At 52.2% G+C, this 12,258-nt stretch carries 14 protein-coding genes; 7 read left to right on the forward strand and 7 right to left on the reverse strand.

What is annotated here, in order from left to right:
* Positions 1 to 358: 358 nt before the first annotated feature.
* Entirely contained in the window at positions 359 to 688 is a 330-nt protein-coding gene (locus tag DYU11_RS25760; protein ID WP_119670620.1) for a hypothetical protein, read from the reverse strand.
* 526 nt (positions 689 to 1,214) lie between these two features.
* On the opposite strand from DYU11_RS25760, the gene DYU11_RS25765 reads away from it, so the two are divergent.
* Complete coding sequence (locus DYU11_RS25765; RefSeq protein ID WP_119670621.1) at positions 1,215 to 1,622, forward strand: hypothetical protein; 408 nt, start codon at positions 1,215 to 1,217, stop codon at positions 1,620 to 1,622.
* 186 nt (positions 1,623 to 1,808) lie between these two features.
* Here the strand turns inward: DYU11_RS25765 and rfbA are convergent, their stop codons facing one another.
* The 3 genes from rfbA to galE all read right to left on the reverse strand — a co-directional run bounded on the left by rfbA (position 1,809) and on the right by galE (position 4,911).
* Positions 1,809 to 2,669, reverse strand: a complete 861-nt coding sequence (rfbA, locus tag DYU11_RS25770) for a glucose-1-phosphate thymidylyltransferase RfbA (protein ID WP_119670622.1) — start codon at positions 2,667 to 2,669, stop codon at positions 1,809 to 1,811.
* Positions 2,670 to 2,746: 77 nt separating this feature from the next.
* On the reverse strand, positions 2,747 to 3,817 hold the full coding sequence (gene rfbB, locus DYU11_RS25775) for a dTDP-glucose 4,6-dehydratase (protein ID WP_119670623.1): 1,071 nt from the start codon (positions 3,815 to 3,817) through the stop codon (positions 2,747 to 2,749).
* 53 nt (positions 3,818 to 3,870) lie between these two features.
* Positions 3,871 to 4,911, reverse strand: a complete 1,041-nt coding sequence (galE, locus tag DYU11_RS25780; RefSeq protein WP_119670624.1) for a UDP-glucose 4-epimerase GalE — start codon at positions 4,909 to 4,911, stop codon at positions 3,871 to 3,873.
* A 130-nt stretch (positions 4,912 to 5,041) separates the two neighbouring features.
* Between galE and DYU11_RS25785 the strand changes: the two genes are divergently transcribed.
* Positions 5,042 to 5,917, forward strand: a complete 876-nt coding sequence (locus DYU11_RS25785; protein WP_119670625.1) for a transglutaminase-like domain-containing protein — start codon at positions 5,042 to 5,044, stop codon at positions 5,915 to 5,917.
* 32 nt (positions 5,918 to 5,949) lie between these two features.
* On the opposite strand, the gene DYU11_RS25790 is transcribed toward DYU11_RS25785, so the two are convergent.
* Positions 5,950 to 6,669 (reverse strand): 4'-phosphopantetheinyl transferase family protein, encoded by a 720-nt coding sequence (locus tag DYU11_RS25790; protein ID WP_229366049.1) that lies wholly within the window; start codon positions 6,667 to 6,669, stop codon positions 5,950 to 5,952.
* Positions 6,670 to 6,683: 14 nt separating this feature from the next.
* On the opposite strand from DYU11_RS25790, the gene DYU11_RS25795 reads away from it, so the two are divergent.
* The 3 genes from DYU11_RS25795 to folB all read left to right on the forward strand — a co-directional run bounded on the left by DYU11_RS25795 (position 6,684) and on the right by folB (position 9,074).
* On the forward strand, positions 6,684 to 7,583 hold the full coding sequence (locus DYU11_RS25795) for a WD40 repeat domain-containing protein (protein WP_119670627.1): 900 nt from the start codon (positions 6,684 to 6,686) through the stop codon (positions 7,581 to 7,583).
* A 119-nt stretch (positions 7,584 to 7,702) separates the two neighbouring features.
* The gene (locus tag DYU11_RS25800; RefSeq protein ID WP_119670628.1) at positions 7,703 to 8,653 is read left to right on the forward strand and encodes a DivIVA domain-containing protein; all 951 of its coding nucleotides are present in this window, start codon (positions 7,703 to 7,705) and stop codon (positions 8,651 to 8,653) included.
* A 70-nt stretch (positions 8,654 to 8,723) separates the two neighbouring features.
* On the forward strand, positions 8,724 to 9,074 hold the full coding sequence (folB, locus tag DYU11_RS25805) for a dihydroneopterin aldolase (protein WP_119670841.1): 351 nt from the start codon (positions 8,724 to 8,726) through the stop codon (positions 9,072 to 9,074).
* Between the two features lie 98 nt (positions 9,075 to 9,172).
* Here the strand turns inward: folB and ytxJ are convergent, their stop codons facing one another.
* Entirely contained in the window at positions 9,173 to 9,502 is a 330-nt protein-coding gene (ytxJ, locus tag DYU11_RS25810; RefSeq protein WP_119670629.1) for a bacillithiol system redox-active protein YtxJ, read from the reverse strand.
* Positions 9,503 to 9,557: 55 nt separating this feature from the next.
* Positions 9,558 to 9,863, reverse strand: coding sequence for a phosphoribosylpyrophosphate synthetase (locus tag DYU11_RS25815; protein ID WP_119670630.1), 306 nt, complete (start codon positions 9,861 to 9,863; stop codon positions 9,558 to 9,560).
* Between the two features lie 61 nt (positions 9,864 to 9,924).
* Between DYU11_RS25815 and DYU11_RS25820 the strand changes: the two genes are divergently transcribed.
* Both DYU11_RS25820 and rsgA read left to right on the forward strand, forming a co-directional pair.
* Positions 9,925 to 11,217: a 3-deoxy-D-manno-octulosonic acid transferase gene (locus tag DYU11_RS25820; RefSeq protein ID WP_119670631.1), complete on the forward strand. Its 1,293-nt coding sequence runs from the start codon at positions 9,925 to 9,927 to the stop codon at positions 11,215 to 11,217.
* Between the two features lie 68 nt (positions 11,218 to 11,285).
* A complete protein-coding gene (rsgA, locus tag DYU11_RS25825) occupies positions 11,286 to 12,212 on the forward strand; it encodes a ribosome small subunit-dependent GTPase A (RefSeq protein ID WP_119670842.1) in 927 nt (308 codons plus the stop codon).
* Positions 12,213 to 12,258 lie beyond the last annotated feature (46 nt).

A 12,258-nucleotide genomic window follows, 5' to 3' on the forward strand; every position in this document is an offset into this window, starting at 1 on the left:
CCATTACAACTATGCAAGGCGTCACCGATCCCTAGACTTTATTACCCCGCAAGAAAAGTGGGAGAAAGCAGTGGTGTGTGACTCAACCGTTTTAGAAAATCTGTCCAACTAATAGGGGGCTAAGACAAGTTGTTACTGCATCCCCTGTCCCATCATCTAAATCTTGAACAAGATTTAGATTAGCTTCATTGTAGAAGTTGCCAGAGAAGTACTGGATGTTTGTCGGACCAAAACTTGCGTAGTATGCACCTGTAACTTGCAGACTTATGCGTGGAATCTTATTGGCAAACCATACGCCAAGCACTTTCTCTTGGCTTTTTGCTCCGGCTCTAACTTTTTTGAAAATGTTACCCGGTACTCAAACTGTGATGAACGGTTGAATTAGTGAAAAATCGCCAACTAATCGCTTTCTATCACCTTGGTAGCCTGAAATACAATCTCTGTTCTCATCTTTTAATCTTGCATTTCGATCATTAGTTATTTGCAAACGAATGACATCTTTAATATCATCCAAATTATTAAGTTTTGACGGCTCGAAATCTCTTATATAATAAACCTTGTTTTCCACATACTTGTAAGCATCGTTTCCGAAAACAACAACTCCCTCTTTGTTAAGCACAGTTGCTAAAATATCGCTGTCTATTATTCTAACAACCTCTAGATCCTCTCCGTCCTTTCGTAGAAACATAAAAGATTCGTAACCACTGACCGACTTGGCACTTGCAATCTGATTTCTATCGGCTTATGTTAAATTGTTATATGCGGAGCGCATTAATACAAATCCAGTATTACTGAATTTTACTTCCCAAGCATTCAGTTCGGAAACACTTTGATGTTCAGTGAGATTAAGGTATAGCGTTCGATTGATGAGCTTAAGGCTATTATATATATAAAAGTAGTGCAACTCTAAGTACACAATCCCTCCATAATGCGGCCTTTATTTACGACAAGTCCGATCTTCGTTTGACTTGCCGAGACAACAAAGTGAGGTCTGATCCAGACATTTACCCTTTCTAATATTTTTCTAAGCGATAAAATCCTGCCTTTTCAATAGATATTACCAATTTTGTTATGGGCAGATTCTCGCTCGACATGCACATCCTTGAAAATGGAGCGAGCGACCAACTGCACCGGCGGTTGGTCGTTGTTTATTCTTCCATAAACAAGTAAAAACATGTCTGTTAACACCTTATTCTCGTAAACCCAACCTTACTATGACTAAGCCCTATCTAATCTACGTAATCGGCGTGGAGGAAGACACGCAGCTTCTATTGCTACGTGCCTTCAGCCGCACCGCCCCCGACTGCGTCCTGTATTTCTTCAGTACGTACGACGAACTGCTCGAACACCTGACCTTGACGCAGGATAAACCACACCTCATTCTGACCGATGGCTTACAAAGTCCGCGGCCTCATAGCAGTCAACCCATAGCTCAGACCCGGCTCATTCCGGCGTTCGTTGCCCGGGTGGCTGGTTATCTGAATCAGCAAGCCAAGGAAGACGGCCCGATGGAGCGGTGCCGTTTTCTGCCCCCCCTGACTACATGTTCCCAGGCCGTTCAGTTTATCAGCCAGCTCCGCCCGTTGTGGACCCGCACAAATCTGGTAGCAACCGCCGGTTAACGGTTTGCATAGCTTCTCTTGTCCATAAATAGGTTAGATTTCAATGACTTGCCGACATTCCGATTGGCAAGTCATTATTGTTTTACAATGAGTCAGCCAACGGTACGTAGAACGCAAAAAGCCCGGAAGCAAAACTTCCGGGCCAATAGACGCAATCAGGCGGGCCAACCGAATTCGGCCCACCCCTTACTTCAATATATTCAGCAGATATTGCCCGTATCCGCTCTTTACCAGCGGGCGTGCCACGGCCTCCAGTTGCCCGGCATCAATGAACTTCATCCGGTAGGCAATTTCTTCAATGCAGCCGATTTTTAATCCCTGCCGCTCTTCAATCACCTGTACGAACTGACCAGCCTGCATCAGCGACGCGAACGTACCGGTGTCAAGCCAGGCTGTACCACGGTCCAGTACACCAACTTTCAGTTTGCCCCGTTCCAGATACACCCGGTTTACGTCCGTAATTTCCAGTTCGCCCCGGGGTGAGGGTTTGATGTTTTTGGCGATGTCAACGACTTCGTTGTCGTAGAAGTACAAACCCGGCACTGCGTAGTGAGACTTCGGGTTGGCCGGCTTCTCTTCGATAGATAACACCTTGAACCCTCCATCAAATTCAACAACGCCATACCGCTCGGGGTCCTGGACCTGATACGCGAATACGACACCCCCATCGGGGTCATTGTTGGATTGCAGCAGTTTGGACAGACCGGAGCCGTAGAAGATGTTGTCGCCCAGCACCAGCGCCACTTTGTCGTTCCCAACAAACTCTTCGCCGATGATAAACGCCTGAGCCAGCCCATCCGGACTCGGTTGTACGGCGTAGCTGAACTGACAGCCGATACGGGAACCGTCGCCGAGCAGTTTTTCGAAGTGCGGCAGATCGTGAGGTGTTGAGATGATCAGAATGTCGCGGATGCCGGCCAGCATCAGAATCGACAGTGGGTAATAAATCATCGGCTTATCGTAGACCGGCATTAACTGCTTCGATACGGCCAGCGTCAGCGGATGGAGTCGGGTGCCGGAGCCCCCGGCGAGGATGATACCTTTCATAACAATGCATAGGGCAAGGGGCGAAGGGCATGGGGAAGAGGTTACAGCCCCAGCCCTATGCCCTTCGCCCCTTGCATTTATCTGTTGGCGTACATGGATTCGTAATAAGACTGATAGTTGCCCGAAGTGACGTTATCGAGCCATTCCTGGTTGTTGAGGAACCAGTCGACGGTTTTTTCAAGGCCTTCTTCAAATTGCAGCGACGGCTCCCAGCCAAGCTCGTTCATGATCTTGTGGGCGTCGATAGCATAGCGAAGGTCATGGCCGGCGCGGTCGGTCACGTAGGTAATCAGTTGTGCCGACGTACCTTCGGGCCGGCCCAGCTTGCGATCCATGATTGAGCAGAGCAGATTCACCAGATCGATATTCCGCCACTCGTTGAACCCGCCGATGTTATACGTCTCGCCCAGGTTGCCGTTGTGGAAAATCGTATCGATCGCCCGGGCGTGATCCACTACGTAGAGCCAGTCCCGCACGTTCTCGCCTTTGCCATAGACCGGCAGCGGCTTGTTGTTCCGGATGTTGTGGATCATCAGCGGAATCAGCTTTTCGGGGAAGTGATTGGGGCCGTAGTTATTCGAGCAGTTCGACAGCACCACCGGCATTTTATACGTATTGCCGTACGCCCGGACGAAGTGATCGGAAGCAGCTTTGGACGCCGAATACGGCGACTGCGGATCATACGGCGTCTCTTCCGTAAAGAACTCGTCGGGGTTGTGCAGCGATCCGTATACCTCGTCGGTTGATACGTGGTAAAACCGCTTGCCTTCGAAGCCAGACACTCCCCCGGTTGCCGCCCATGCGTTTTTAGCGGCATTGAGCAGATTCACCGTACCCACTACGTTTGTCATCACAAACGACATCGGGTCGGTGATAGACCGGTCAACGTGCGACTCGGCCGCCAGGTGAATCACCCCATCGACGGGCACTTCTGCAAACAGGTCTTCCAGAAACTTCGCGTCGGTGATGTCGCCTTTAATGAACGTATAGTTAGGAGCGTCTTCAATGTCCGACAGATTCGCCAGGTTACCGGCGTAGGTCAGTTTATCAAGGTTATAGATCCGGTACTCAGGATACTTGGTAACGAACAACCGGACAACGTGCGATCCGATGAAGCCGGCACCGCCGGTGATGAGAATGGTTTTCATAGTGTTTTAGTTTGGCGTTTGATGTGTACTGACGTCAAACGCCGTACTTTCCATCAAACTTCCTGCCTTAATTTCTGCTCCCAGCGCCAGGCATCCCGCAGCGAATCAGCCAGCGACCGGCTGGCTTCCCAGCCGAGTTCGTTTGGCGCTTTCGCAACATCAGCGTAGATCTTTTCCACATCGCCCGCCCGGCGGGGTCCGATGGTGTAATTGACCGAAACGCCCGTTTCACGCTCAAACGTATTGATCACATCCAGTACGGTTTCGCCCCGGCCGGTGCCGATATTGAACACATCGTAGTGGGCGTCGGCGTTGGTTTCGTTGAGTTTACGCAGCGCCTGCACGTGCGCTTCCGCCAGGTCCATGACGTGAATGAAATCCCGGACACAGGTGCCGTCGGGTGTGTCGTAGTCGCTGCCGAACACGGTAAGCTGCTGGCGCAGACCGGCGGCTGTCTGCGTAATAAACGGTACGAGGTTGCCCGGTACGCCCCTCGGCAGTTCCCCGATCAGACCAGACGGGTGGGCACCAATCGGGTTAAAGTACCGCAGGGCAATGGATTTGACCGGCAGCTGCGCCCGCACAGCGTCCCGGATAATGTCTTCGCAGATGGCCTTGGTGTTGCCGTAGGGCGACTGAGCCGGTAGCCGGGGGGTTTCTTCGGTAACGGGCAGTTGCTCGGGTTGTCCGTACACCGTACATGACGACGAAAACACGAGGTTAGGCACGTTGTAGCGCGGCATCAGTTCGAGCAGCAGCAGCAGCGAATCAATGTTGTTGCGGTAATATTTCAGCGGTTGCTGAACCGACTCACCTACCGCCTTGAAAGCCGCAAAGTGAATAACGCCCGAGAACGATTCCTTCCGGAAGATATCTTCCATGGCGCCGATATCGTTACAATCGGCTTCATAGGCCGTAACGTCGCGCCCCAGAATACCCCGGAGACCATCGAGTACACTACGTTCCGAATTGGAAAAATTGTCAACGATAACCGGCTCAAAACCGGCCTCAACGAGCGAAACGACCGTGTGGGAACCAATGAAACCCGCACCACCGGTAACCAGGATTTTGGGGAGATTGCCTGTTGGATTCAAATCGTTTTTTATAAAATTTTTGTTGTTACTTTTGAGTAGCAGGCTTTGAAACCCGACAAAAGTAGTATATTCAGGAGGTTTCCAAAAGTAGTATTTATCCTGGGGTCACCCGGATCAGCCATAAAAACGCATGAACGACAACGAATTAAAAGCGCTCATCTCGCTCTTAGACGACGAGGACAAGGAAGTGGTGGAGCACGTCGAGCAGCGCATCCGGCAAATGGGCGGTCAGATGATCCCCCTGCTGGAGACTGAGTGGGAGAGCAGTTTTAATCCTGACTTCCAGAAACGAATCGAAGAACTTATTCACGACCTGCAGTACGAATCGGTACTGGAACGGATGCGGAACTGGAAAAACGGGGGTGCTATGGACCTCCTCGAAGGCCTCTGGATCGTGGCTACGTACCAGTACCCCGACCTGTCGCTGGAAAAATTACAGCAGGACCTGGAGCAGTTGTATTACGACGTCTGGCTCGACATCAAGCCGGATATGCACCCGCTCGATCAGGTCCGGGCCATGAACAACGCCTTCTTTACCAAGCTTAAGTTTGCCCCGAATACCAAGCATTTTCATTCGCCGGCCAATTCGATGATCAACCAGGTGCTGGAAACCCGCCGGGGTAATCCCATTGCGCTCTGCGTTATTTATATGCTGATTGCCAAGCGGCTGAATCTGCCCATCTTCGGGGTCAACCTGCCGAACCTGTTCGTGCTGACGTACAAAGACAACAACGGGGTTCAGTTTTACATCAACGTATTTAACCGCGGGCTGATTTTTTCCAAGAAGGACATTGATCAGTACATCGACCAGTTGAACCTGAAGCACCTCGATACGTTCTATCAACCCTGTACGAATGCCGATATTGTCCGGCGTGTGCTGCGCAACCTGACCCTGGCATTCGAGAAAAACGGCGATACCGAACGCGTCCACGAGGTTGAGCGGATTCTGGAAGCCGTGAAGGACGAAGGCGACGGATTACCGCTTTCTGATTATACGCAACGCTGACGAAAAGCCCGAACGGAATTGTTCGGGCTTTTTTAGTACGCTATGGCCAGCAGGCCGGGACCGGTTTTGAAACAGCGGATGGTCAACTGGGCTTCGTGGTCGGGGAGCCGGACGTGTCCGATCAGCTGGTCAGCCCCGTCGGCAAATGGTTCCACGTGCAGGTGCTCCCGAAACGTAAGCTGGCGTTTGCCATACAGCTTGTAGAGCGCTTCCTTGGCACACCAGTACACCGCCAGTCGACCGGCTTCTCCGGCGGCATGGCTGATCTCGGCTTCCGACAGCACCCGGGGCACCACCCGCGTAAATTGATCCCGCACCGGCTCAATATCGATCCCTACCGGCCGCGACCGATGCAGCACCGCAGCCCCCCAGCCGGTTGTGTGCGACAGGGATACATGCCACGGCAAATTGATCAGATGCGGTTTTCCGTATTCATCTTTGACCAGCCCCTGATACGGTACGCCCTGGGCTTCGACCAGGTCGCGAATGGCTACGCGGCAGGCCAGCCACTCCACGCGCTGCGCCGGATGCCGGATGGTTTCCAGCTCCTCCAGTTCGGACGTAGTGATGGTCAGGTTCGTTCGCAGCATCGGCTCATCTTCGGTGATGGTCCATAAAACGGCCATGCACTCGTTGTTGAGCGGTAAATTCGTGGACAGGGGCATTTTCTTTACTTTTGCCGTAAAATTAGCGGTAAGTTGTTTAGTAATGACGTTCGGGCGTCGGGAACCCTTCCCTACGTCCGGAATCACAGCCAGTTTAGCCTTTGGTCGTTCAGAAACTTGATACGTTTGGTGGTCACCGCGACTGTGTGTATGCCCTCGACAAGGGGCCGCAGCCGGAGCAGTTCTTCTCATCGGGAGCCGATGGGCTGGTGGTGCGGTGGCAGCTCGACCGCCCGGATCGGGGGGAGTTGATGGCCAGGGTGCCCGCTTCGGTATACGCCATTGCCTTCCATCAGCCGAGCGGTTTGCTATGGGTAGGTCAGAACTACGAAGGTCTGCACCTGATCGATCCGGCAAAAAAACAGGAAGTTGGGTCGCTTAAACTGACCTCAGCCGCCATCTTCGATCTGGCATTTTACAAAAACGATACGTTCGTGGCCCTTTCCGACGGCGTAGTTGTGGTCTTGGATACCGAGCGGGTGGCGATCCGGAAATACCTGAAAGCCTCAGATAAGTCGGCAAGGAGCCTGGCCATTAACCCGGTTGACCGGGAGTTGGCTGTTGGCTACAGCGACAAGGCCGTGCGCATCTACGACCTGGAAACCTACGAACTGAAACAGGTCATCGAAGCCCATACCAATTCGGTCTTTACGGTTGGCTACTCCCCGGATTTCCGATACCTGCTGACGGCCGGGCGGGACGCGCATCTGAAGGTCTGGGATGCAGAGAACGGGTACGTCCTCAGCCACGACATCGTCGCGCACATGTTTGCCATCAACCACCTGACGTTTAGTCCGGACGGTAGCTGGCTGGCTACGGCCAGTATGGACAAATCAATCAAAATCTGGGATGCCGATACGTTCCGGCTGCTGAAGGTCGTCGATCGCGCGCGCCATGCCGGTCATGGTACGTCGGTCAACAAATTGCTGTGGACGGACTATGAATCTGAGTTAGTTTCGGCCAGCGACGACCGAACCATTTCGGTTTGGCAGGTAACCTAAAACTCAGTTCACCGAACAAAACAGTAGATTTTTCTTGCTAATTTTTGCTAAATCCATATAATGGGCGTTACTTCACTTTTAACAGACAACTCAGCATTACCCAAAACCTAAGCGCACCGATGAAAATCACGCCCATCGAAATACGGCAACATACGTTTGAGAAAGGTTTGCGCGGATACAAACCCGAAGATGTAGATGCCTTTCTGGTCTCGTTATCCCAGGAATGGGAGCGCGTGATCGGCGATCATAAAATGATGAAAATGCAGCTTGAAATAGCCGAAAAGGAACTAAACAAGCTGAAAGAGGTGGAGATGACGCTTTTCCGCACGCTCAAAACCGCCGAAGATACCAGTGCGCAGATTACGGATCAGGCCAATAAAGCCGCCGAGCAATACCTGGCCGAAGCCCGCCAGAAAGCCGACGACATTCTGGCCGAAGCTCGTAAGCGGTCCGCCCTGATGGTACAGGACGCCGAAAATCAGGCGCGTTACCTGAAAGACAATATCCTGAACGATCTGAAGGCTCTCGAACACGATTTCCAGGCGCTGGAAAAATATAAGGAAAACCTGTCGGTGCAGATTCGGACGCTGGCCGGCAACGCCATTGACAGTGTCGATCGCTTCGAGAAGAAGTTTGCCAAACAGAATCTGAAAGGTAAAATCGACGAAGTAACTACGCAGATCAAGGAGGAAATAGACCAGCAGGAAGCTGACAATCAACCAGCCGGCGATGCGCCCACGGCAGAAGCGCCGGAGTCAATGCCCGAAGTAACTGAACTGCCTCCGCTTACTGATCGGACTGAGTTTGTACCCGAAGCCATCCCATCGGACGAGCCGCTGATGGAAAAGGTGGATGAAGCCGTCGAGACGTCGGAAACGATGGAGTCGGCCCACGAATCCAGCGCTTCGCTTGAACCCGAGCCGACGCAGACCGAGGCAGCCGTGCCGGTAGAAGCTACGTCGAATGGTGTATACGAAACCCAGTCCGCCACGGCTGACGAGGAAAAGCCGGAACCAGTTGCTCAGGAATCGAGCGTAAAAAAAGGCGGGTCATTTTTTGACCAGATTTAAGTAACGCGGAGCGAACCCGCTTATGCTCCGGCGGGTTTTCTACCGAAAAGCCGACCCGGCTACGGTACGAATGGGAACAATTACGTTAGAAGGTCTCGAATTTTTCGCTTACCACGGTTTCTACGACGAAGAACAGAAAATTGGCAATAAGTACTCGGTCGACATCGTCGTAACGGCCGACTTCTCAGAAGCGGCCCGGCGTGACCGCCTGAGCGCTACGGTCAATTACGAAGAACTGTACCGGATTACGGCCACGGTTATGCAGCGGCCTGCCCGACTGCTCGAACACATTGCCCATAGCATCATCGAAGAGGTCCGCCGGAAGTACGCGGACGTCGAATCGGTGGAGGTAAGCGTCTCTAAATTCAACCCTCCCGTCGGCGGAGTCTGCCACCGGGCGAAGATTACGTTGAAGGAATAATGTAGAAAGGAGAAAAGCAGGAAGGGAGGAAAGGTTAAAGGGAACAATTGCGCAATCCCTTCTCCTTTCATCCCTTCCTGCTTTTCTCCTTTTCAAGACTAAACCGCCTGCCGCAGGCCATCGAATGAGATGGCCATGTGCGAAGCGTCGTAAACACATTCGCCGTTACGAATCAGCAACACCTGCGGTGATTCGTGTTCGATGCCAAACTCATTGGCGATCTTATTGGAAACCGAACGGTTGGCTTGCAGATCAAGATAATATGGCTTAATCCCCGCCTGTTCGTTCCAGTTGCGCTCCATGCGGCTAAGAGCCATAGCGCTGATTGAGCATGTTGTACTGTGTTTAAAGATCAGCACCGGCTGCTGCGCTGATTCCTGCCTTATGCCGTCTAACTGCTCTTCGCTCGTTAGTTTATTCCAGTTCATTGGTATACTATTACAATACTGCTTAACAAGTATTTCTAATTAGAAAAAGTTCAGATTATCCATTGTGCACACGTAGCTTCTGCACCATCTCGGCCGACATGTCGTCGGAGTAGGGTCCATAGGCATTGACGAGGGTGCCCCGCTGGCCATTTTTCTCTTCAAGCGCATAGATAATGGTTTCATCTCCGGGATCAGTCATGCCTTCGAACCGGAATACATCGAGAATCTCGAACTGTTCGGGGGATAATTCTAAACCATCCTGCTGGCATTTCAGGTGATTGGTGTGCAAATTGTAGTCACGGGTGAAGCCCTGCCGACGAAGGTCTTCGAGCGCTTCGGTCACTGTGTCATAGGTTTGCATGGTACACGCAGATTGTGAGGTGAGTTTGTAGCTTTGCAAAAGTAATCAAAAGGCTTCGCACTTGCTGTCTACCCTATACAACGCGTCGATTCATGCCTACCAGACTGTACTCCGGCTGGCGGCTCCCTTTCACGAAAAAGCCAGACTGATGGTAGAGGGCCGGCGCAACTGGTCTGACCAGCTGGCCGATAAGCTCGCGGGCAACACCGCGCCTATTGCCTGGTTTCATGCGGCCTCACTGGGTGAGTTTGAACAGGGCCGCCCGGTTATTGAAGCGTTTCGACAGCACTTTCCGGATCATAAAATTCTGCTGACGTTTTTTTCGCCCTCAGGTTATGAAGTCCGTAAACACTACAACGGTGCCGATTACGTCTGTTACCTGCCGGCCGACACGCCCACTAATGCCCGGCAGTTTATGGCGCTGGTTAAGCCACGTATCGCCTTTTTTATCAAGTATGAGTTCTGGTACAACTACCTGCGCGAACTAAAAGCCGCCGACGTACCGATCATTTCATTTTCAGCTATTTTCCGGGCTAAACAGCTTTTTTTTAAGCCGTACGGCGGTTTTTACCGTAACCTGCTCACCTACTTCGATTATCTGCTGGTACAGAACGCAGAGTCCGTCGAGTTGCTCAGGTCAATTGGGATTACCAACGTAACGCTGGCCGGCGACACCCGTTTTGACCGGGTGAAACAGGTAGCGGATGCCAAAAAAGACATTGGCCTGGCCGCTTCATTCAAGGCTAATGGCAAAAACCTATCGCAGCCGCTCTGGGTGATTGGCAGCGCATGGCAAGCCGACATGGACGTGTTGATACCCGTTATTAATCGGTTCAGTAAACCCCTGAAAGTGATTATTGCCCCGCACGAAATCAACGACGAGGAGATTGAACGCTGGCGCAAACAGCTGAACGGCAAATCCATCCGGTATTCCGAAACCCAGTCCTCCGCTTTCGATCCATCAACGCTTGAGTCCTACGATGTGCTGCTGATCGACAACATCGGCATGTTATCGTCGCTGTATCAGTACGGCGAGTTCGCTTACGTTGGTGGGGGATTCGGTAAAGGGCTGCACAACATTCTGGAAGCGGCAACGTTCGGCTCCCCGGTCTTTTTCGGCCCCAATTACAAACGATTTCAGGAAGCGGTGGATCTGGTACGTAACGAAGCGGCCTTTCCTGTCAATAATTCGGCCGAACTGACCCGTTGCTTTACCCGGCTGTACGACGATTCGGCGTATTACAATTCAGCGTCCTGGAAAGCCCGCTATTACGTTGAGCGGAACATTGGCGCAACCGCGAAGGTTATGGAGGTTGTAGAAAATATTCTTAAACGCAGAGCACGCGGAGATTGACGCAGAGCACGCAACGTATGCTCTTTAACTCTGCGTCGACCTCCGTGTACTCTGCGTTTAAATCCAACATGCAGAAAGGCTTAGTTATACGCTCTACCGGCTCGTGGTACGATGTCCGCAACTCCGACGGCCACATCTACCAGGGTCGGCTGAAAGGAAAATTCAAAATCAAAGGCCTAAAGGTGACGAACCCGATTGCCGTGGGCGACCGTGTGCAGTTTGACGTCGAAGACGAAGCCGAAAACACGGCCGTTATCACCGACATCGAACCGCGTGAGAACTACATTATCCGGCAGTCGGTGCACAAAACAGCCCATGGGCACATTCTGGCGGCTAATATCGACCAGGCGGTCATGCTCGTGACGCTGGCCCTGCCCCGCACGTCCTTGGGCTTCATTGACCGTTTTCTGGTTACGGCCGAAGCCTTTCGCATTCCTACGACGCTGGTATTCAACAAAACCGACATCCTCAGCGACGAGGGGCTGGCGTATCAGCAGGAGATCATGGCCCTTTACGAAAACATCGGGTATCACTGCGTAGCGACGTCGGCCACGGAAGGACAGGGCGTCGATGCGTTCCGGCAACTACTCGACCATAAGATTACGCTGCTGTCTGGCCATTCGGGCGTCGGCAAGTCGTCGTTAGTCAATGCGATTGCGCCGACTCTGAATCTCCGCACCAACGAGGTCTCAACTTTCGCCAACAAGGGGGTTCACACAACCACCTTCGCCGAGATGTTTGAGCTGGCACCTGATACGTACATCATCGACACGCCGGGTATTAAGGAGCTGGGCTTAGCGGATATGGAAAAGGAAGAGATCAGCCACTACTTCCCCGAAATGCGCGACCGCCTGAACCAGTGCCGGTTCCATAACTGCCTGCACCTGAATGAACCTGGCTGCGCCGTAAAAGACGCCGTTGGTGAAGGCGAAATCGCCGAAAGCCGGTATATGAGCTATCTGAGTATGATGGAGGGAGAGGATAATAGAAGATGAGCTTCTATGGAAAGGAGTAAGGAAGAAAAGGAGGAGGCAAGAAATT

It is taken from the genome of Fibrisoma montanum, assembly GCF_003583365.1.
Lineage (GTDB): Bacteria > Bacteroidota > Bacteroidia > Cytophagales > Spirosomataceae > Fibrisoma > Fibrisoma montanum.

What these genes read in the sequence shown, in the direction of transcription:
- DYU11_RS25760 (WP_119670620.1), bottom strand. Translation starts at nt 688, where the DNA reads ATGTTTCTACGAAAGGACGGAGAGGATCTAGAGGTTGTTAGAATAATA.
- DYU11_RS25765 (WP_119670621.1), top strand. Translation starts at nt 1,215, where the DNA reads ATGACTAAGCCCTATCTAATCTACGTAATCGGCGTGGAGGAAGACACG.
- rfbA (WP_119670622.1), bottom strand. Translation starts at nt 2,669, where the DNA reads ATGAAAGGTATCATCCTCGCCGGGGGCTCCGGCACCCGACTCCATCCG.
- rfbB (WP_119670623.1), bottom strand. Translation starts at nt 3,817, where the DNA reads ATGAAAACCATTCTCATCACCGGCGGTGCCGGCTTCATCGGATCGCAC.
- DYU11_RS25785 (WP_119670625.1), top strand. Translation starts at nt 5,042, where the DNA reads ATGAACGACAACGAATTAAAAGCGCTCATCTCGCTCTTAGACGACGAG.
- DYU11_RS25800 (WP_119670628.1), top strand. Translation starts at nt 7,703, where the DNA reads ATGAAAATCACGCCCATCGAAATACGGCAACATACGTTTGAGAAAGGT.
- folB (WP_119670841.1), top strand. Translation starts at nt 8,724, where the DNA reads ATGGGAACAATTACGTTAGAAGGTCTCGAATTTTTCGCTTACCACGGT.
- ytxJ (WP_119670629.1), bottom strand. Translation starts at nt 9,502, where the DNA reads ATGAACTGGAATAAACTAACGAGCGAAGAGCAGTTAGACGGCATAAGG.
- DYU11_RS25815 (WP_119670630.1), bottom strand. Translation starts at nt 9,863, where the DNA reads ATGCAAACCTATGACACAGTGACCGAAGCGCTCGAAGACCTTCGTCGG.
- rsgA (WP_119670842.1), top strand. Translation starts at nt 11,286, where the DNA reads ATGCAGAAAGGCTTAGTTATACGCTCTACCGGCTCGTGGTACGATGTC.